This window comes from Lysobacter fragariae, from assembly GCF_054779775.1.
Window position 1 is genome coordinate 216,465 of the sequence record NZ_BAAGXP010000001.1, and the last position, 20,780, is coordinate 237,244.

The window sequence follows — 20,780 nt, forward strand, 5'->3', positions numbered from 1 at the left end:
CCTTGCCGGACTCGAGTGTTCCCGTTGATCGGGTTGAACCGCGCGCATGTCCGTTGGCGATCACGTTGATGCTACCGCTGATCTGCGCAGCTTCCGCCCCGGTCGCGATACGGCCAGTGGGACCTCGGAACGCGGACGCACCTGCGTGCCCATGAAGAGGGCCCAAGCATCCAGCCGGTCGCGTATTTCCTTCGCGTCGGTACCGGAATGGAACTCCGCCGCCAACCCGAGCAGCACGCTGCGGGTGAGGAAGAACAGCATGTGCGGGCCCATCTGGCCGCCAGGTACCGGTTCCAGGGCCAGGGTCATGGCCGGGTCGAAGATCTCTTCGGTACGCGCGGTGAGATCGCCCACGGCCTTGGCCAGTGCCTTGTCGCGCTGCGCCGCCACCATGATCTCCAGGATCGCCTTCATCTCGGCCTTCGAGTGGAAGTTCGCCCACAGCGCTCTCACCAGCGACGTGAACAGGTCCCCTTCCGCATCCATCACACCGGCGAGCCCGCCCACCGCGTGGAAGGTGCGATTGGCCAGGTCTTCCGCGGCCGCGAGGATCAGGTCGGCCTTGCTGGGAAAGTGATGGCCCGTGGCGCCGTGCGACACCTTGGCGCGGGACACGATCTTGCTGATCGTCGTCCCCGCGTAGCCCTCCTTGGCAAGGCATTCGAGGGTGGCGTCGATCAGGCGCTGGCGCATCGCCTGGCTGCGCTCAGCCTGGGTCTTGCGAGGCTTGGGCGCGCCTGCGGCACGCCGCGACGGACCACGATCCGGCGACGCAATGTTGGTCTTGCGTTTGACGACGCGCTTCTTCATTGCACCCGTTCGCCCCTACTTGACATCCGTGACGCCCATGCGGTCATAGTTAGATGTTGGACATCCATCATGTAAATGTCATGTTGCGGTGCGACATGGCGCTTTTCTTCAAATCCAAGCAAGGCAATCCGGATGAACACCCTCGCCGCACACCCCGAGTCGGATACCCCCTCCAACTCCGCGATATCGGCCGTCGATGAAGAACTCCACGCGACAGGCGAAGGCCTGCATTGGCAGGAAAGCTTCTACTTCAACTGGTACGACACGAAGACCGCCGCGTCAGGCCTGACACGGATCGGTTTCCGCGCACACCAGGGCCTGGCCGACGCGGTGCTGCTGACCGAGCGCGACGGCAAGCTGCAAACGGTCTACGGCAACACCGAGATCAAGTATTCGGATGCGCCCGCGGCGGAAAATCTCGCGGCCGGGCGCCTCACCTACCAGATGATCAAGCCGCTGTCGCAGTGGCGCCTGATGCTGGCGCCGAGCGCCGAGGACGACACCACGGTCGACCTGACCTGGACGGCCTACACCCCGCCGTTCGATTTCCACGGCGAGACCGCGTTCGATTACGCGCCGACCAGCGTCGCCGCCGCGCATTTCGAGCAGGCCGGCACCGTGACCGGACGCATCCGCGCGAACGGTACGGAGTACACGATCGATGGCTGCGGCCATCGCGACAAATCCTGGGGCGTGCGTGATTGGGCCAGGATCGAAGGCTGGGACTGGATTTCCGCGCAGTTCGGCCCCGAACTCGCGATCAACGCCACCCAGGTACTCACTGACGGCAAGCATTCGCCGAGTGGATTCGTCTGGCATGGCGGCAGCAATCACGCGATCAAGGCGCTCGAGGTCAAGCACGAGTTCGGCGCCTCGCACGTCACGCGCCGCACCGTGGTGCGCGCGACCTGCGCCGATGGCCTGCAGGTCGAACTCATCGCCACGCCGCACACGCAGTTTCCGCTGTACCGCAAGGGCTTGATGATCCAGGAATCGCCCAGCCATTTCACCGCGCAAGTAGCGGGCAAGTCATACAGCGGACTCGGCATCGTCGAACACACCTGGCACGCATCCCGATGGCAGCTGCTGCGCAAGCTGCCGGGTCTGCTCGCCGTCAAACGGAAGGCACGCTCGTGATCATCGAACTCACTGCAAGCACGAACGCGCCGATCGAACAGGTCGGCGGCAAGGCCCAGGGTCTCGTGCGCCTGATCGCCGCGGGACTCCCGGTGCCGCAGGCGTGGGCGATTCCCGCGTCCGTATCGACCGATGCCGTGCAACGCGCGAGCTTGCTCGACGCCGAACTGTCGGCGTGGTGGCAGAGCCGCACAGCGCAATTTCCGAACGGACTATGGGCAGTGCGCAGCTCGGCCGTTGCCGAGGACCTGGCCGACGCCTCGTTCGCCGGCGTGTACCAGACGATCCTCGGTGTCGATTCGTTCGACGCGCTCAAGGCCGCCGTGACCCAATGCTGGGACGCGCTGCAGGATGCGCGCGCCGTCGCGTACCGCGACAAGACCGGCATCTCCGAACAAGGCGGCATCGCGCTCGTGCTGCAGCGCATGCTGCAACCGCAGGCGGCGGGCGTGATGTTGACCGCGAATCCGCAGCGACCGTTCGCCGGCGAGATCGTGATCGATGCAGCATGGGGCCTGGGCGAAGCCGTGGTGTCCGGGCACACCCAGCCCGACCACATCGTGCTCAAGCGCAACACCGGCGAGCTGATCGAGGAACACATCGGCGACAAGACCGTCGAAACGGTGTGGGATAGCGCCTGCATCACCCGGGAAGTGGAGCCGGAACGACGCGCGATGCGTTCGCTGGATGATGACGGCCTGCGTTCCTTGCACGGCATCGCCGTCGAAGTCGGCAAGCGCATCGGTCCGCGCCGCGACCTCGAATGGGCGATCGAATCCGGTCGTGTCTACGTGCTGCAGGACCGACCGATCACCGGCTTGCCGAGCAACAAGCCCGGCAACATCTGGAGCCGCGGTTACGGCGATGAATACCTCGCCGAGTACTCACTGCCGCTGCCTACCGACCTGTGCCTGCACTGGATCAGCGACGCCTTTGCCGAGCAGACCGTGATGCAGGGTCGCCCCGACGTAGCGAAGATGCAGAGCACGTGCATCCACAACGGCTACTCCTACATCTCCGGCAACTACCTGCGTGAACTGGTGCGCGGCGTGCCCGCGTCGGCGCGCGAGCAGGTGCTTCGCTGGTTCCCGGGCGACTTCCAGCGGCAGCTCGCATCGGTGCCGTTCGAGTCGAAACTGGTGCTGAAGGGCCTCGGTGCTCCGGCCAAGGACAAGGGGCGCGGCAAGATCGGCGAGAACATCGGCGCGCTCGCGCGGCATTGCGCCGAGGTCGAGCAGATCGTATTGCCGTGGCTCGCGCAGGATTACACCGCCCTGTCGGCGGACGCGCTGCGGCACCAGTGCGCGGAGATCGAGCGGCTCGGCGTGCAGCATTTCCGCGTGATCCGCTGGGGCATGGGCACGTACAACCCGATCCTGCATTCGCTGCTGTCGAAACTGCTGGGCAAGTGGTGCAAGGACGAATCCCTGTATGGCGCCATCATCAGCGGACTGCCGGGAACGCACACCGCAATGATCAATCGCGAGGTCTGGCAGCTCGGCGTGCTGGCCCGTGCGGACGCGTCGCTCGCGGCGCGGTTCCGTGCCAGCGATGACTTCATCTCGTTGCGCGATGCGCTTCCGCAGGCGCCGTTCTGGACGGCGTTCGACACGTTCATCGCGACCCATGGCCATCGCGCGGCCACCCGCGACATTTCGCAGCCGCGCTGGCGCGAAACGCCGGAAGCGATCCTCGCGCTGATTGCGGCGCAGGTACGCGCGCCCCAGGTAGGCGAGAACCCGGCGGAAGTCGAGCATCGCGCCACCGCGCGCCGGCTCGAGGCCGAAGCGACCGCGCTGAAGTCCGTCGGCCCGCTGCGACGCGCTGCCCTGCGCAAGCTGATCAAGCTCACCCAGGACTACACCGTCTACCGCGAGAACCAGCGCTACCACCTCGACTACATCGCCTTCCACCTGCGCCGACTGATGCTCGAATACGGTCGCAGGCTAGCCGAGGGCGGTGTCGTGGCCGATGCGTGGGACGTGTTCCTGCTGCATGGCCCGGAGTTCTGGCCGCTGACCGAAGGCGCGACGCCACCAGCCGACCTGCGCGCGCGCATCGACGCGCGCCGTGCGCACTGGCTGCGCTACCGCGACCGCCGCACCGCGATGTGGCTGTTCGACGACGTCGAGATCGATGAGGACGCGCTCGCCGACGGCCCGGTGCAGGTGGCCAACGGGGGCGATCTGCGCGGTCTCGGTGCGGCACGCGGTGTTGCCAGTGGAAGGACTCGCGTCGTGCATTCGCTCGCCGACCTCGCGCAGGTTTCGCGCGGCGACATCCTCGTCGCCGGCAACATCGATCCGGGCTGGACCAGCGTGTTCCCGCTGATCCACGGCCTGATCACCGAGACCGGCGGCATCCTCAGCCATGGCGCGATCCTGGCGCGCGAGTACGGCATCCCCACCGTCACCGGCGTCAAGAACGTGACGACGCTGCTGCCGACGGGCACGCAGGTGGAGATCGATGGCAGTGCAGGCACGATTGCACTGACCGCTACCGCGGAAAGCGAAGAGGCCCGCGCGGCTGCCTGATCAGGCGTGACGAGCAACGGTCCGCCAGGCGCGGGCCGTTGCTCATGCACGGCGCCAGCCGAGACCTGCCAAAGCGCGTAACCAGCGGGCGATCACCGCAGCATCCGGCCCAGCTCATCCACTGTCGCAAAGAATTCCTCGGGTCCCAACGCGCGCAGGACATCCGGATGGGCATAGCCCCACCCCACCGCGCCGAACGCTACCCCGGCGCGACGTGCCGCCTCGCCGTCGCCGGTCTGGTCGCCCACGTAGATGGCCTGCGAACGGGAAACGCACGCACGCGCAAGCATGCGCGAGATGCGGCGGTGCTTTCCCAGGATGTGCGCGCCGCCATCCAACAGTTCAATCGTGCCCATGAGTCCGTCGCCAAGCACGCGGGGCACGTTGTCCGCGGAATTGGATGTCAGTATCGCCAAGCGCACGCCATTTCCATGCAGGAGCGTCAACGCATCGGCGATGCCGGGGAACACCGGCACGGGTGGTGCGTTGCGCATGGTGCGGATGAAGTCCGCCGCGACGATCGGCAGCCTGCGCGCGGAAACACCGAGCTCCCGCACCAGCTCGCGGGTGCCCATCATGCGCAACGCTTCCACGCGCTCCCCGACCGCAGGCGCAAACCCGTGACGCTGCGCCAGTTCCTGTTGCACCTGGAGGAATAACGGGAAGGAATCGGCCAGCGTTCCGTCGAAGTCGAATATGACCAGCGGATACTTCATCGCCAACACGATCCCATGAACACAAGCGTGGCGCATGCGATGCGGGGCACCCTCCCCCGATCACCGCCAACCGTGTTCTCGCGGCTCACCTGCGCGCGGACTGCGGGTCTGCGAGTGCCAACCACGCGACCATCGGCGTGACGATCGCGGCCAGACCACCCGCGTAGATCGACTTGAAGGCAAGGAAAGGAGAGAGCGCGAGCGACTGCATGCCGGAGACCGCCAGCAGTGCGACTGTCGCACCGCCGACCACCAGCGTCGCCGCAATGCCCAGCAACAACGCGCGCAGCAGCAGCGGGTGACTGAAGATGCGCAGCCAACCCGGCAGCCCGCCATTGGCCATCGGCGCCTTGCCCTGCGTTGCCTGCGCGCGGATCAACGGCGTCACCAGCAAGCAGATGATGAGCGGCAGCAGGAAGCTGGTGACCAGCGTGTCGCCACTGATGCTCCTGTCGCCCCACAACGGCAGCGCGGCCAGCCCGCGATACACCGCCCAGGCGATGGCGCCATTGACCAGTGCATTGATGGCGAACGGGGCAATGGTCTGCCCGACGAGGAGAAAGCGCTGCAGTTCCCGATTCATCCGCATGTCCACGTCCCTGGCTGTCGATGGATGCCGCATCGCAACATCAACCACTTGCGGCGGTGCACCAAGCCTAGGCCTTTCGTGCCGGCCGGAAATCGTCGGAAGCGACGATGTTCCGCGCTGTGCGCATTCCTAGACTGCCGCAGCTTCATCGGGTCGTCTGGGCCGCCGCTTGACCCGAACGGGCTACTGCAACCGACGTCCGCCGCGGGTCGATCACCCGCTCGCCACCCATTGCGCACGCTCCCGGATCGCAGGACATGAGCATCGCAGTCGGCCCGGCCACTTGAGGAGGGAGCACATGAGAACTTGCAAGTCGATGATCATGGCCATGATGGCCACGCTGGTTTTCTCGATCGGCCTGGTCGTGCCGCAATCCGCGCAGGCGGTTACGCCGGCGCTGTCCATTCCTGCCGACGAAGGTCCGCACAATTCCGACCTGGAATGGTGGTACTTCACCGGCCAGATCAAGGGCACGGACTCCACCGGTCGTGTCCGCGAGTACGGTTATGAGCTGACCTTCTTCAAGCCGCAGGTCGTCAAGACCTTCCCGCTCGCGCAGAACCACGTCGCCCATTTCGCGATCACCGATATCACCCGGGGTACCCACCCGTTCGAACAACGCGTCGTCATCCAGACCTCCAACATCGTGCCCGGTGGCGGCTTCGACATCGATGTCGCCGGCTTCCACATGGATGGCAAGAACGGCTTCAACAACATGCGCGCCACCAGTGCGAATGGCGACTATTCGCTGGACCTCAAACTGGATTCACCGATCGCGGCCACCCTGCATGGCGGTGACGGCGTCATCCCCTACGGCCCGGCCGGCTCGTCGTACTACTACTCCTGGCCCAACCTGCTCACCAGCGGCACGATCCGCGATCACGGCGAGACGATCCAGATTACCGGCAGTTCCTGGTTCGACCACCAGTGGTTCGAGTACACCGATGGCCAGTCGATGGGCTGGGACTGGTACGCCATCAAGCTCGACGATGGCAGCCAGGTGATGCTGTATTTCCTCCGCGACTGGACTGGCGGCGTGGTGAAGAAGGTCGGCACGCTGGTGAAGCCGGACGGCACCGCGGTCGAAATTCCCGAGTCGTCCATCTCGAACCAGGCCACCGGCTCGTGGTTCAGCTGGCGCACGCTGCGCAACTACGCCAGCGGCTGGAAAATCAACTTGCCCAATGGCCAGCTGACCGTCACCCCACGCGTGAAGGACCAGGAGCTGTACCTGCCGCCGCTGCCGACCTACTGGGAAGGCGCCTGCAACGTGACCGGCACGTGGAATGGCGCGCCGATCACCGGCAAGGCCTACACCGAGCTGACGCCGCCGCAGGTCTGGCTGTAACGCGCACTGCAGTGGATGCATAAGGCCGGGGCACATCCCCGGCCTTTTCGTTTGGGTGATCGTGATGCGTCGGATGGAAGCGCGCCGACGGCGCTGAGCTCGATTCGGACGGCTCCGCGATGCGGTCTTGATTCGACAACCGTCCGATTCGACGGTGTCGCCGGTTGATGTCATTTACAGGCCGCGGAAACCCGCGAACTCCTCCAGCGGCATGCGTTCGGCGCGGAAGCCATTGATCGGAGCGGCATGATCGCCGTAGCCGATCGCCATGCCGCAGAACAGCATCCACTCCGCTGGCGGCATCGCGATCCCGCCCACCACGCGGTGGTAGCTCGACCACGCTTCCTGCGGGCACGAATCCAGGCCGTGCTCGCACAGCAACAGCATCACGCTCTGCAGGTACATGCCCAGGTCCGCCCATTGCGCCGCGCCCATCGCGCGGTCGACGTAGCAGAACAGGCCGACCGGCGCACCGAACAGCTGGTAGTTATTCGCGAACTGCGCAAGCCGCGCGGCGCGATCATCGCGCGGGATGCCGAGTGCTTCATACAGCATCTCGCCGACGCGGAAACGATGCGTGCGATACGGCTCGACCAGGTTCGGCGGATACACCGGATAGTCGGGCGGATCGGGATCGGGTTGCACTTGCAGGCGCTGCGCCATCGCCGCTTTCAGTCGTGCGAGTTCGTCGCCGCCCAGCACCACGATGCGCCACGGTTGCAGGTTGCCACCCGACGGCGCCCGCGCGGCCTGCGCGAGGATCCGCCGCAGCAATCCGGCATCGACGGGGCGATCGAGGAAGGCACGGACGCTGCGCCGCTTTTCCAGCGCGGCGCCGACCGACAGAGGTGCATCGCTCATGCGATCCCCCATCGCAGTCAGAACGGCTTGCGCACGGACGGATCGCCCTTGCCGGCGAACAGGCGCAGCGTCAGTCGCTGCACGAATCCGCCATAGGGCGGATGGAACAGTTGGGTCGGAAACCAGCGGCTGCGCTGGAACACCGGCCGCGCCTGCGACAGCTCGCGGAAGCCTTCCTCGCCGTGGTACGAACCCATGCCCGAGTTTCCGCTGCCGCCGAACGGCACGTCGTGGTTCATGACGTGCCAACCCCAATCGTTGATCGTGACGCCGCCCGAATGTGTGTTGCGCAGGACATTCCCGCGCTCGGCCACGTCGTGGCTGAAGAGGTACATCGCCAAGGGGCGCGGGCGTTCCTGCACGAAGCGGATCGCGTCCTCGTGGGTGTCGTAGGCGACCACCGGCAGGATCGGCCCGAAGATCTCCTCGCGCATCACCGTCATCTCCGGCGTCGCATCGAGCACCAGGTGCACCGGCATCTGCCGTCCCTGCCCCGCATCGCCACAAACGATGACGGTGGCGCCATTTGCACGCGCCTCGTCGAGCATGCCCTGCAGTCGTGCGTGGTGGTGGTCGTTCACGATGGCGGTGCAGTCGGCGTTGCCGGCAATGCGTCCGCCGTAGAGCTTGTTTACCGCGCCGCGCGCAGCCTCGACGAATTCACCGATGCGCTCACGCGGCACCAGCGCATAGTCGGGTGCGACGCAGATCTGCCCGCTGTTGGCGCCCTTGCCATGGACGATGCGGCGCGCGGCATCACCGATGTCGTAATCGCGCAGCACGATCGCCGGCGACTTGCCGCCGAGCTCCAGCGTGACCGGCGTGAGGTTCTTCGCCGCGTGGCCCATCACGATCTTCCCCACCTGCGGCGATCCGGTGAACACGATGTGGTTGAACGGCAGCGACGAGAATTCGTTGGGGTCGCGCAGTTCCTGGCCGAACACGGCGACGTGGTCCTCAGCGAACACTTCCCCCAGCATCGCCCGCAGCGTCGCGGTGGTGCGCGGCATGTTCGCCGGCATCTTGATCATCACGCGGTTGCCCGCCGCCAACGCCGCCGCGAGCGGGCCGATCGACACGTACACGGGGAAATTCCAGGTGGCGATCACGCCGACCACGCCCTTGGGCTGGTAGGTCAGCCGCAGGCGATTGCCCTTGAACAGCAGCTCGGTGCTGCGCCGTCGCGGACGCATCCAGCGGCGCACGTGGCCGATGGCATGGTCGATCTCCAGCGCGCTGGACATGACGTCGAGCATCTTGCTCTCGGTCGCGGAACGGCCGCCGAAATCCTGGTCCAACGCTTCGACCAGCACGTCCTGGTATCGCAACAACTGGGTGCGTAGCGCCGTCAGCTGCGCCCTGCGCTCCGCGACTAGGGGATACGGATGCTTGCGGAACGCGACCTGCTGCGCGTCGAAGGTGCGATGCAGGCGCAGCAGTTCCGGATCGGTAATAGCGGGTGCATTCATGGCGCTGGGTTCCAACATGCAGGCATGGCGGCGATGCGAATCCGGAGGTGATCAGGCGCGCGATTGACGACCCAGCGCGAGCCCGGTCCAGGCCGCGCCCACCAGGTCCACCGCACCGAGGAGGATCACCTGCCATGGCGCCGCCGCCAGCAGCACCAGGCCCACGCAACCCGCGAAGAACAGGCAACGGCCAAACACCGTGGCGACGAAGAACGAGCGGGTGAGGGTCACCGCACCGGCCCAGTAATAGAAGCCCAGAACGACCGCGACCAGCCCAAGCACGTGCACCCAGATGTCTCCCGGCGGTGGCAGTCCAAGCAGTGCCAGCACCAGGCCCGGAACGAACAGCAGACCCAGCCCCGTGGCGACGACATAAACACTCCAGACTTTCAGCGTAAGCACGGGTGAATTCACGGGAACTCCTGGTTGAGCGGGTGGCGGGAACGACCGTCGCGGTCGTGGTGCCCGTGGCCGTCTCCCGGGCGTCGTTCCACGCGTGGCACGTGGTGCAAGCGTGCGCCCTCGCCCGCGGCCGGCCAATCGTCGGAAGCGACGATGTCGGGCAACCGGGCGCTTCCTAGACTGGGGTCAATTCCACGATCCGGGCGGCCTTCGGCTTCCATGACCACGCGCGCCTTCCAAGCCAATGACGCGACAAGGCACGTTCGCCATGGCTAGCGCGTCGACGTGGCCGGAAGACCGCGCCGGGGCGGTGACGCTGCCCGACGGTGCCACGACCTCGTGGGTGACATCGCAGGATGGCACGCGCATCCGCACGCTTGCCTTCGGGCCGGCCCACGCGCCCAAGGTCGTGCTTGCACACGGCTTTGCCCTCGCGGCGCGCGCGTGGGCCTACCAGGTGCGGGACCTGCGCCACACCCACCGCGTCATCGCGTATGACGCGCGCGGCCACGGGGAAAGCGACCGTCCCTTGCCGTCGCACTACACGGTGGAGGCGCTCGGCCACGACCTGCAGGCCGTGCTTGCCGGCTGCCTGCCGGAAAACGAACGCGCCGTGGTCGTGGGGCATTCGATGGGCGGCATCGGCGTGATGGCGTGGGCGAAGCTATATCCGGCGGAGGTCGAACGCCGCGTCGGCGCCGCCGTGCTGATCAGCGCGTCGGCGCAGCTGCGGATGGGAGCGGCGCTGCAGCAGGTGCTGCGATGGATCATCGGCAGTCGCGTGCGCTTTCCGTTGCGGGCGGTCTTCGGCGCTCGCGCCGCGCAGGAACACATGGATGCGCTGACGCAGATGCTCGCGGCGACGCCGGCTCCGGTAATCAACGAACTGTCGCGGGCACTGGCCCGCCTCGAACTGCTCAATGCATTGCCACGCTTGACCGTGCCCACATGGGTAGTCGCCGGCGGCAAGGACCGGGCCAGCCCGTCGGATCAGGCACACCGCATCGCGCGCCACGTACCGACCCTCAAGGAACACATCCTCCTCCCCCACTGCGGCCACATGGCGCCGTGGGAGGAACGCACGTGCATCTCGGACCTGATCGCCAGCGCCGTCTCGTCCGCGTCGCTCTTGTCCCACGCCTCATCGCGGCTCCACCAATTCAGTGAGACCCCTGCACCATGACCCTGCCCGTCCTGCATACCGTCGACGATCTCAGCCGCGAATGGCTGGGCAGCGCCCTCGGCAAGCCTGTTCGCGATTTCAGCGCGGCGCCGGTGGGCACCGGTCAGTCCGCCGGCACGTATCGCGTCTCGCTCGACTGGGATGGCGACGTGGCCAGCGTGATGCTCAAGCTCGCCGACACCGATCCCGCGGTGCGCCAGACCGGACGCATGACCGGTCACTACGAGCGCGAGGTGCAGTTCTACAACAGCATCGCCAAACGCCTGCCGGTGGCCACGCTCGCGCAGTGCCACGTCGCACTGTACGACGCGAACGAAGGCTGGTTCACCCTGTTGCTGGAAGACCTGTCTCCGGCGCGCACGGGCGACCAGATCGCCGGCTGCTCGCTGCAGGAAGCCCAACGGATCGTGCGCGAGCTGGCGCGCATCGTGGCGCCCCTGGTGGGCGACGCGGCCATCGCCGCGTGGATGGACAAGCCGTTGCCGGCCAACCGGATGCTGCTGGAGATGCTGCTTCCGGAATACTTCGCGCGCTTCGGCAATCGCATCAGTGCCGAACATCGCGCAGTAGTCGAACGCTACATCGCCTGCTTCGACACCTGGGCCGCGGACCGGACCGAACCGCGCAGCCTCATGCACGGCGATTACCGCCTCGACAACATCCTGTTCGGCGAAGCCGGATCGCCGCGGTCGCTGTCGATCGTCGACTGGCAGACGCTGAAGTGGGGTTCGATCGCCAGCGACCTCGCGTTCTTCATCGGCGGCAACCTGCGCACCGAAGACCGTCGCGCCCATGAACGCGAACTCGTACGGATCTACCACGACGAACTCGTCGCTTCCGGCGTTACCGGCATTGCCGATTTCGGCTTCGAACAATGCTGGCGCGGCTACTGCTTCATGGCCTTCACCGGCGTGCTGATGGCCGTGGCTGCACCGATGCTGGTGGCGCAGACCGAACGCGGCGACCAGATGTTCATGACCATGCTGGCGCGGCACTGCCAGCAGGCGATCGACCTGGATTCGCTCACCCTGCTCGATGAGGCGCACGCCCGTGCGCTCACCGTGGCCGCGCATGACGAAGGCCGCCACGTTCCCGGCGAGGAGCGCCACTGGAACGAGAGCTGGTACTTCGACGCGATCAGCGCGGACGGAAAGATCGGCGCCTACGTCCGCGTCGGCCTCGTGCCCAACCTCAATCGCGTGGTGTTCACCGCGTACATCGTCGGCGAAGGCCGGCCTTCGGTGGCGATCCTCGATTACGAGGCGCCATTGCCGGCAGACGGCCTGCGCGTGGACAACGGCCGCTTCGTGTCCGAGCTCATCATCGAGGAAGCGCTGAAGCGCTTTCGCGTCACCGTGCACGGGCGTGGCGAGTCCCACGTCGATCCGGCCGCGCCTTTGCGCGGCGAAAGCGGCACGCCGGTCGACGTCGCGCTCGACCTGGTGTGGGAAACCGAAGGCACGCCGTACATGTACCAGGTCACTTCGCGCTACGAGTTGCCGTGCCGCGTGCGTGGAACCCTGAAGATCGGCGATGAAGTGCTCACGCTCGACGGTCCCGGCCAGCGCGACCACTCCTGGGGCGACCGCAACTGGTGGGCGATCGACTGGACGTGGGTGTCCGCGCACCTCGACGACGGCACCCGCCTGCAGGGCATCGAGATCCGCGTGCCCGGCCTGCCGGTGGTGGCGGTCGGTTACGAACAGGACCGGCGCTGCCTCACCGAGATCAAGGGCATGGACGCCGCCTACGCGATCCCGCCCGGGCGCCTGCCCGGCCGCACCCGGGCGACGCTCGCGCCCAGCGGCACCATCGTCGATTGGGAGCCGATCGCGTACGGCTCGATCCGGCTGGTCGCGCCGGACGGCCGCGTCTGCGAATTCCCGCGTGCGATGGCGCGCGTGCGCACCGCCGACGGCCGCACCGGACTGGGCTGGCTGGAATGGGGCCACAACGTCGGCGCTCCGGCGAAGGTCGGCTGGCTGCGCAGCGCGGCGATACGCACGACGTCGGGCCTCGAACGCATGGGCAAGGCGCTGGCCGCACGCGTGCCGCAGGCGCTGTACGAAGCGCTGATGAAATCACCGCTCGGCGGGCCGGTGGTGGCCGCGTTGTTCCATGCGCTGCCGGGCAAGATCGACCCGGCCCGCGCCGGCGAGACCAACGCCACCGTCCGCTACAACGTCACCGATGCCGGCAGCAACGGGCGCGTGGAAACCTACGACCTCGTGCTGCAGGTCGACCGACCGCCCCGCGTCGAACGCCAGTTGCCCGGCCGCATCGGCGGCCAGGAACCCCGCGTCACCCTGACCCTGAGCGGCGCCGATCTGCTCGCGCTCGGCACCGGCCGGCTCGACCCGATGAAGGCCACGCTGCAGCGCCGGATCCTGTTCGAAGGCGACGTCGGCTTCCTGTCGACGATGGCCACCTTGCTGGCCGAGGGCCCGTTCCCGCCGCCAAGGCCACTGGCCGAACCCGCCTGAATCGGGACGTCGCTCTCAGTATGTAAATAGGAATACCTATTTACATACTATCGAATCCGATGTTGAATGCCCCATGAGCCCATCGACCGCCCAGCTACCCGCCCGCCCCACCCCGCGCCAGGACCGCAGCCGCCGCACCGAGCAGGCCCTGCTCGACGCGGCGCTGGAACTGTTCCGCGAACGCGGCGTCGACGCGGTGACCGTCAGCGACATCGCCGCCGCCGCGGGCGTCGCCCCGGCCACCATCTATCGCCGCTTCGGCGACAAGGACGGCCTGTTGAAGGAAGCCTTCGCCAGCTTCACCGGCATGGCGATGCAGGTGCTGGACATGGTGCCGCTGCGCGCCGAGCAGGACGCGGTCGAGCTGCTGGCCGACATCACCACGGTCGTGATGCATTTCTCGCATGGCAACCAGCGCCTGCTGCAGTCGAGCTACGCCAAGGCCCTCGTCGACGAGTTCTACGAAGCGCAGATGATCGCGTTGCGCCGCCACACCATCGCCACGCTGAAGCGCCACTTCCAGAGCAAGGCGGGCGAAATCGCGCACCCACACGCGGACATCGCCATCGACTTCGCGCTGCGGCAAGCAGTGGCGATGCTCTCCGCGCGACTGGTGACGGGAAAGCTCGAGACCGGCAGCGACGAGATGAGCGACGCCGTGTTCCTGCGCGAACTGATGCGCTCACTGCTGGGCTACCTGCAAATCCCCTACACCACCGATGCCATCGACCGCGCGTTGTCCGGCCGCGGCCTGTAACGCACACCACTGCACCAGACCGGACGAGCACCCGCCATCGTGAACCTGCAAGCGCCAGCCATGAATACCGAAACAGAAAGCGCCGCTTCGAACGCCACGCAGGACGTGCCACACCTGCCGATCGCGATCATCGGCGCGGGCTTCGGTGGCCTGGGCCTGGCAATCAAGTTGCGCGAGGCGGGGATCGAGGACTTCACCATCCTCGAACGCGCCGACAGCGTCGGAGGCACCTGGTACTACAACAACTACCCGGGCTGCGCCTGCGACGTGCCGTCGGCGTTGTATTCGTATTCGTTCGCGCAGAACCCCGACTGGAGCCGCAAGTACGGCGAGCAGCCGGAAATCCTCGCCTACATCCGCGGCGTCGCCGCGAAGTACGGCATCGAGCGCTTCGTCCGCTTCAACCACGCGCTGGAAAAGGCGACGTGGGATGAGGCGAAGCAACGCTGGGCGATCTCGACCAGTCGCGGCGACTTCACCGCCGATGTCCTGGTGAGCGCAACCGGCCCCTTCAGCGATCCGCAGATCCCGAAGCTGCCGGGGCTGGAAAATTTCAAGGGCGCATCGTTCCACACCGCGCGCTGGGATCACGCGCAGGACCTCGACGGCAAGCGCGTCGCGATCATCGGCACCGGCGCCACCGCCATCCAGGTGGTGCCGGCGATCCAGCCGCGCGTCGGCAAGCTCTCCGTGCTCCAGCGCACGCCGACCTGGATCGTGCCGCGCTGGGATCATCCGCGCTCCGCGTTCGCGCGTGCGCTGTTCAAGCATGTGCCGTTCACGCAGAAGCTCGTGCGCGGTTTCTGGTACTGGGGCATCGAGAGCATCGGCCTGTCGCTGTTCGTGAACCGCAAGTTCGTGTGGCCGTTCGAGGCGCTCGGCCGCTACCAGTTGCGCCGCCAGGTGCGCGATCCGGCCTTGCGCGCAAAACTCACGCCGAACTTCACCCTGGGCTGCAAGCGCGCGGTCTTCGCCGATGCGTTCTACCCGGCGCTGCAGCAACCGAATGTCGAACTCGTGACCGAAGGCATCCGCGAAGTCCGCGAACACGGCATCGTCACCAGCGATGGCGTCGAGCACGCGGCGGACGTAATCATCTTCGGCACCGGCTTTTACGTGCCGGGCAAGATCGCCGAACGCATTGTCGGCCGCGATGGCCGCACGGTGGCGCAGATGTACGGTGACGAGCCCAATGCCTATCTCGGCACGTCCTTCAGCGGCTATCCGAACCTGTTCATGCTGCTCGGTCCGTTCTCCGCAGCCGGCAACCAGTCCGCGATCTACACGCTGGAAAACCAGATGCGCTACGTGGTCGATGCGGTCCGCACCATGCGCGCTCGCGGCATCGCGGCGGTCGAGCCCGGCAGAGGCGTGCAGTCGGCATTCCACGAGGAAATGAAGCAGCGCAGCCGCAAGACCACCTGGGTCACCGGCGGCTGCAAGAGCTACTACCAGAACGCCATCGGCGGCAACTCGGGCCTGTGGCCGAGCTGGAGCTTCGCCTACAAGCGACGCACGCAACGCTTCGACGTCGAGAACTACGCAGTGCAGGACAAGCACGAGGTGGCGACGCGATGAACGCCCAGCTCGCCAGCGCCGCTGCAACGGCACCCGGCTTCCATCGGCTCACGATCAAACACGTCGAGCACCTCTGTGCCGGCACGGTCGTGCTGGTGGAGTTCGACGTGCCGGCGTCCCTGCAGGCGGCCTATGCCTACACCGCCGGCCAGTACGTCGATGTTCGCGCGACTTGCTACGGGGCGCTCCTCCATCGCAGCTATTCGCTGTGCGACGAGCCCGGCATGGGGCGTTGGCGCATCGCCATCAGGCACCATGCCGGCGGTGCGTTCTCGAGCCACGCGCTGGCGCATTTCGCGCCTGGCAGCACGGTCGAAGTCTCCGAACCCACCGGCCGCTTCACGCCAGCGCTCGATCCATCGAACGCGCGCAGCTATGTCGCGCTGGCCGCCGGCAGCGGCATCACGCCGATCCTGCCGATCATCGCGGCCACGCTCGCGGCCGAACCCCACAGCCGCTTCCGCCTGCATTACGGCAATCGCAGTGCAGGCAGCATCCTGTTCCGCGAGGAACTCGAAGCGTTGGCGCGGCGTTTTGGCGAGCGGCTGGAGATCGTCCACTACCTGTCGCGCGAAACCGTCGATGCACCCGGCTTCCACAGCGGCCGCATCGACCCGACCACGCTGCCGATCGACGCGGACGAATGGTTCGTGTGCGGCCCGAAGCCGCTGATCCTCAGCACCGTCGGCCACCTGCGGGCGCACGGCATCAAGGCGGCGCAGGTGCGGGTCGAACTGTTCAAGTCACCCGCGCCAGCTGTGCGCGCGGGTGAAGCAGCACCGTCCCCATCAATGGAACCCGCATGAGCGACTTCGACATCCGCGGCAAGACCGTCTTCATCACCGGCGCGGCGCGTGGCATCGGCGCGGAGGCGGCGCGGCGCCTGCATGCAGGTGGCGCGAACGTCGCGCTGGTCGGCCTGGAACCGGAGCTGCTGAGCGCACTGGCCACCGAACTCGGTAGGGGGGCCGCGTACTTCGAAGCCGACGTCACCGACCTCGATGCACTCAAGCGCGCCGTCGCCGGCACAGTGGAGAAGTTCGGGGGCATCGACGTGGTGATCGCCAATGCTGGCATCCTGCACGTCGGCAGTATCGCCGACTCGTTGCCGCACCACTTCGAGCGCACCCTCACGGTAAACCTGATGGGCGTGTGGCGCACCCTGCATGCAACGCTTCCGCAGGTGATCGCGCGCAAGGGCTACATCCTCAACGTCGCCTCGCTCGCCGCGCTCGGCCACGGTCCGCTGATGGGCGCCTACGCGGCATCGAAAGCCGCGGTGGATGCGCTCACCGACAGCCTGCGCATCGAACTCGCCCCGATCGGTGCGCGCGCGGGCTGCGCCTACTTCGGCGCGGTCGACACCGACCTGGTGCAGGGCTCGCGCCAGCATCCGGCGATGGCCGCACTGGAAAAGATCTCGCCGCGTTTCATCGGCGCGGAGATCCCGCTGGCCCAGGCCATTGACGTGATCGAAGACGGCATCCGCCGCCGCGCCGCACGCATCTGGGCGCCGCGCTGGGTGGGCCTCTTCATCGCCTTGCGCGGCGTGATCCAGCCGCTGCTCGAACGGAAGGTGTCGCGCAGCCCTGCCCTGGTTGAGGCCCTGCGCCTCGCACGCGCCAGCAACGATGGCCGCGACGCGCACCAGGACGATGTGCTTGGAACTGCCGCCAACGTCGCCCCGCGACCCTCCCCTTCCGCCGCCATGCCGCAGGCATGACGCCACGACCCGCATGCACCCGCAAAGGAACAACGCCATGAGCCATGCCACCCCTGCCCGCCCCGACAACGTCTCCATCACGCCGCGCCGCCTCGGCATCGATTACGGCGCGAAGCAGGACATCCGCGCGGACAACTGGTTCAACAACAACACCGTGCTCACCGCGTTCTGGACCGCCTTCGCCGGCCAGTTCCCGCGCGGCGAACGTTTCCTGATCGATTCGGTGCGCCTGTTCCGCGACCAGGTGACGGACAAGGGCCTGCAGAAGGACATCGGCGGCTTCATCGGCCAGGAAGCGCACCACGCGCAAGAGCACGCCGCGCTCAACGACTTCCTCGAACAGCACGGCATACCGACCGCGCGCATCGACCGCCAGGTGGATTGGGTGATGAAGAAATTGCAGCGCTACCAGTCCAAGAAGCAGCAGATCGCGGCGACCGCCGGTCTCGAACACTTCACTTCGATGTTCGGCGACATGACCCTGTCGAACCCGGAAATCCTCGACTGCCTGCCCGACACCATCAGGCCGATGTTCCTGTGGCATTCGATCGAGGAAACCGAACACAAAGCCGTCGCCTTCGATGTGTACCAGGCCGTGGACGGCAGCTACCCGCGCCTGATCGCCATCTACCTGTTCAACACGGCGCTGCTGATCGCAACGACGCTGTTCTTCACCACCAGCGTGATGATCAGCAACCGTAGCCTGTTCAATCTGCGCGACTGGGTTGGCGCATTGCATTGGATGTTCGGCTTCGGTCCGAGAGCGGGTTATTTCCGCAAGATGCTGCCGGAGTATTTCGAATTCTTCCGCCGCGACTTCCACCCGTGGCAGCGCGACAACAGCGCCCAGATCGCGCAGTGGAAGCCGGTGCTGGAGGAGATGCTGGCGCAGTCGAAGTTCCGCGAAAAGGCCGCTGCCTGACGAAGGCAACATCCACGCAAGCAGGCAACACCGCCAAACAAAACGCCCGCATCATGCGGGCGTTTTGCCGTCCGGCGATCGAGGGTTCCGGTCAGAACGGCTTGCCACTCGCGGCCTGTTGCAGCAGCCGCTCCGGCGGGGTGAAGCGCTCACCGTAACGCTCGGCGAGATAGCGCGCGCGATCGACGAACTTCTGCAGCCCGTAGTAGTTGATGAACTGCAGCGGCCCACCCGTCCACGCCGGATAGCCGATCCCGAAGATGCCGCCGATATTGCCGTCGGCGACCGAGTTCAGCACGCCTTCCTCCAACGTACGCACGGTCTCGATCGCCTGCACGAACAGCATGCGGTCGCGAATGTCGGCATTCGGGATATCACCGCCATTGGCGAACGCCGCCTTCAGGCCGGGCCACAGGAACTTCTTGCCGTCCTTCGGGTATTCGTAGAAGCCGCCACCCGCGAGGCGCCCCGGACGCTTGATCTCGTCGACCATGCGGTCCTGGACGTCCAGCCCGAGGTGCTGCGGTACCGGCTTGCCTTCCTTGATGAGGTCGGCGATGGTCTGCTTGCGGATCTTCTGCGCCAAGGTCATCGACACTTCGTCGATCACCGCGAGCGGGCCGACCGGCTGCCCCGCCTGCACCGCGAGGTTCTCGATCAACGCCGGGTTCACGCCTTCACCGACCATCGCCATGCCTTCGTTGACGAAGGTGCCGAACACGCGCGAGGTGTAGAACGCGCGGAAGTCGTTCACCACGATCGGGATCTTGCGGATCTGCAGCACGTAGTCGAAGGCGCGCGCGAGCGTGGCTTCGTCGGTCTTCTTGCCGCAGATGATCTCGACCAGCTGCATCTTGTCGACCGGCGAGAAGAAATGCAGACCGATGAAGCGGTTCTGCTGTTCGATCGCCTCGGCCAGGCCGGTGATCGGCAAGGTCGAGGTGTTCGACGCGATCACCGCGTCCGGCAGCGCCGCATCGTGCGCGGCCTTGGTCACCTTCGCCTTCAGCGCGCGGTCCTCGAATACCGCTTCGATGATCAGGTCGCAACCGGCGAAGTCGGCGTCGTTGTCGGTGGCCAGGATGCGCGCCAGGATCGCGTCGCGCTTCTCCTGCGTGGTCTGCCCGCGCGCGAGCTTCTTGTCGAGCAGGCCGGCGGAGTACGCCTTGCCCTTCTCCGCCGCTTCCTTCGACACATCCTTGAGCACCACGTCGATGCCGGCGACCGCGCTGACGTAGGCGATGCCCGCACCCATCATGCCTGCACCGAGAATGCCGACTTTCTTCACCGCCGACCTTGGCGGGTCCTTCGGCCGCGAGCTGCCGGCCTTGATCGCGTTGAGCTGGAACCAGAAGGTACTGATCAGGTTCTTGGCGACCGGATCGATCACCAGCCCGGTGAAATAGCGCTCCTCGATCTTCAATGCGGTGTCGAAATCCACCTGCGCGCCTTCCACGGCGGCGCAGAGGATCGCTTCCGGCGCCGGCAGGTTGCCCTGCGATTTCGCGCGCACCACCGACGGCGCGATCGGCAGCGTCATCGCCACCTTGGGCGTCGACGGCGTGCCGCCCGGTAGTTTGTATTCCTTGGTGTCCCAGGGCTGCACGGCGATCGGATTCGCGCGGATGTACGCACGCGCCTGCTCCAGAAGTGCGTTCGCATCGGGCGCAAGTTCAAGCAGGCCGAGCGCTGCTGCGTCCTTCGGCTTCAGCTGCTTACCTTCGAGCAGCAGCGGCAGACCCTTTTCCAGGCCGAGCATGCGCACCGTGCGGACCACGCCGCCGCCGCCCGGCAACAGGCCGAGCGTCACTTCCGGAAGGCCGATCTGGATCTTGTCGTCATCCACCGCAATGCGATGATGGCAGGCCAGCGCGATTTCCCAGCCGCCGCCCTGCGCGGCACCGTTGATGCAGGCGACCACGGGCTTGCCAAGCGTCTCGATATCGCGCAGCTGCTGCTTGATCTCGCGCAGCACGCCCAGAAACTGTGGCAGCGTGTCGCGCTCGACCTTGATCAGCTCGTTGAGGTCACCGCCGGCGAAGAAGGTCTTCTTCGCGGAGGTCAGGATCACGCCCTTCAGCGCGTCGCCCTCGGCCTTGAGCTTCTGCACCACAGCGCCCATCGCGGCGCGGTAATTGCCGTTCATGGTGTTGGCAGACTGGCCCGGGTCGTCCATGGTCAGGGTGACGATGCCGTCGGCATCTTTTTCGTAGCGGATTGCGTCGGTGGTCATGTGTTGTCCTTGTGTCGCGCGCGAAGTCGCGCTGC

At 66.5% G+C, this 20,780-nt stretch carries 17 protein-coding genes; 10 read left to right on the top strand and 7 right to left on the bottom strand.

The window, feature by feature from the left end; translation table 11 throughout:
- Positions 1-60: 60 nt before the first annotated feature.
- Positions 61-810: a TetR/AcrR family transcriptional regulator gene (locus ACYVD7_RS00980; protein ID WP_460758201.1), complete on the bottom strand. Its 750-nt coding sequence runs from the start codon at positions 808-810 to the stop codon at positions 61-63.
- Positions 811-942: 132 nt separating this feature from the next.
- On the opposite strand from ACYVD7_RS00980, the gene ACYVD7_RS00985 reads away from it, so the two are divergent.
- Together ACYVD7_RS00985 and ACYVD7_RS00990 are read left to right on the top strand one after the other, a co-directional pair.
- Positions 943-1,947, top strand: coding sequence for a DUF7065 domain-containing protein (locus ACYVD7_RS00985; RefSeq protein ID WP_460758204.1), 1,005 nt, complete (start codon positions 943-945; stop codon positions 1,945-1,947).
- Positions 1,944-4,481: a PEP/pyruvate-binding domain-containing protein gene (locus ACYVD7_RS00990; protein ID WP_460758205.1), complete on the top strand. Its 2,538-nt coding sequence runs from the start codon at positions 1,944-1,946 to the stop codon at positions 4,479-4,481. The genes ACYVD7_RS00985 and ACYVD7_RS00990 overlap by 4 nt, the downstream gene beginning before the upstream one ends.
- A 92-nt stretch (positions 4,482-4,573) precedes the next feature.
- On the opposite strand, the gene ACYVD7_RS00995 is transcribed toward ACYVD7_RS00990, so the two are convergent.
- Complete coding sequence (locus tag ACYVD7_RS00995) at positions 4,574-5,197, bottom strand: HAD hydrolase-like protein (RefSeq protein WP_460758207.1); 624 nt, start codon at positions 5,195-5,197, stop codon at positions 4,574-4,576.
- Positions 5,198-5,282: 85 nt separating this feature from the next.
- Positions 5,283-5,786 (bottom strand): hypothetical protein, encoded by a 504-nt coding sequence (locus ACYVD7_RS01000; protein ID WP_460758209.1) that lies wholly within the window; start codon positions 5,784-5,786, stop codon positions 5,283-5,285.
- A gap of 298 nt (positions 5,787-6,084) precedes the next feature.
- Between ACYVD7_RS01000 and ACYVD7_RS01005 the strand changes: the two genes are divergently transcribed.
- Positions 6,085-7,134: a lipocalin-like domain-containing protein gene (locus tag ACYVD7_RS01005; protein ID WP_460758211.1), complete on the top strand. Its 1,050-nt coding sequence runs from the start codon at positions 6,085-6,087 to the stop codon at positions 7,132-7,134.
- 174 nt (positions 7,135-7,308) lie between these two features.
- Here the strand turns inward: ACYVD7_RS01005 and ACYVD7_RS01010 are convergent, their stop codons facing one another.
- The 3 genes from ACYVD7_RS01010 to ACYVD7_RS01020 are packed head-to-tail and all read right to left on the bottom strand — an operon-like array spanning position 7,309 to position 9,878.
- Positions 7,309-7,995: a nitroreductase gene (locus ACYVD7_RS01010; RefSeq protein WP_460758212.1), complete on the bottom strand. Its 687-nt coding sequence runs from the start codon at positions 7,993-7,995 to the stop codon at positions 7,309-7,311.
- Positions 7,996-8,012: 17 nt separating this feature from the next.
- A complete protein-coding gene (locus ACYVD7_RS01015) occupies positions 8,013-9,464 on the bottom strand; it encodes an aldehyde dehydrogenase family protein (protein ID WP_460758214.1) in 1,452 nt (483 codons plus the stop codon).
- A 51-nt stretch (positions 9,465-9,515) separates the two neighbouring features.
- Positions 9,516-9,878, bottom strand: a complete 363-nt coding sequence (locus ACYVD7_RS01020; protein ID WP_460758216.1) for a hypothetical protein — start codon at positions 9,876-9,878, stop codon at positions 9,516-9,518.
- A gap of 256 nt (positions 9,879-10,134) precedes the next feature.
- Here ACYVD7_RS01020 and ACYVD7_RS01025 point away from each other — a divergent pair, with 256 nt between their 5' ends.
- The 7 genes from ACYVD7_RS01025 to ACYVD7_RS01055 all read left to right on the top strand — a co-directional run bounded on the left by ACYVD7_RS01025 (position 10,135) and on the right by ACYVD7_RS01055 (position 18,512).
- Positions 10,135-11,049, top strand: a complete 915-nt coding sequence (locus ACYVD7_RS01025) for an alpha/beta fold hydrolase (protein WP_460758217.1) — start codon at positions 10,135-10,137, stop codon at positions 11,047-11,049.
- Positions 11,046-13,532, top strand: a complete 2,487-nt coding sequence (locus ACYVD7_RS01030; RefSeq protein WP_460758219.1) for a DUF7064 domain-containing protein — start codon at positions 11,046-11,048, stop codon at positions 13,530-13,532. Before ACYVD7_RS01025 ends, ACYVD7_RS01030 begins: the two co-directional genes overlap by 4 nt.
- A 73-nt stretch (positions 13,533-13,605) precedes the next feature.
- Positions 13,606-14,289, top strand: coding sequence for a TetR/AcrR family transcriptional regulator (locus tag ACYVD7_RS01035; RefSeq protein WP_460758221.1), 684 nt, complete (start codon positions 13,606-13,608; stop codon positions 14,287-14,289).
- A 60-nt stretch (positions 14,290-14,349) separates the two neighbouring features.
- Positions 14,350-15,867 carry a flavin-containing monooxygenase gene (locus ACYVD7_RS01040; protein WP_460758222.1) on the top strand — a complete coding sequence of 506 codons (1,518 nt, stop codon included), beginning with the start codon at positions 14,350-14,352 and terminating at the stop codon, positions 15,865-15,867.
- Positions 15,864-16,673: an FAD-binding oxidoreductase gene (locus ACYVD7_RS01045; RefSeq protein WP_460758224.1), complete on the top strand. Its 810-nt coding sequence runs from the start codon at positions 15,864-15,866 to the stop codon at positions 16,671-16,673. The genes ACYVD7_RS01040 and ACYVD7_RS01045 overlap by 4 nt, the downstream gene beginning before the upstream one ends.
- Positions 16,670-17,590: a short-chain dehydrogenase/reductase gene (locus ACYVD7_RS01050; protein ID WP_460758225.1), complete on the top strand. Its 921-nt coding sequence runs from the start codon at positions 16,670-16,672 to the stop codon at positions 17,588-17,590. Before ACYVD7_RS01045 ends, ACYVD7_RS01050 begins: the two co-directional genes overlap by 4 nt.
- A gap of 37 nt (positions 17,591-17,627) precedes the next feature.
- The gene (locus tag ACYVD7_RS01055) at positions 17,628-18,512 is read left to right on the top strand and encodes a metal-dependent hydrolase (protein WP_460758227.1); all 885 of its coding nucleotides are present in this window, start codon (positions 17,628-17,630) and stop codon (positions 18,510-18,512) included.
- Between the two features lie 91 nt (positions 18,513-18,603).
- Here ACYVD7_RS01055 and ACYVD7_RS01060 read toward each other — a convergent pair whose 3' ends face one another.
- On the bottom strand, positions 18,604-20,745 hold the full coding sequence (locus ACYVD7_RS01060; protein ID WP_460758228.1) for a 3-hydroxyacyl-CoA dehydrogenase NAD-binding domain-containing protein: 2,142 nt from the start codon (positions 20,743-20,745) through the stop codon (positions 18,604-18,606).
- Between the last annotated feature and the right edge of the window lie 35 nt (positions 20,746-20,780).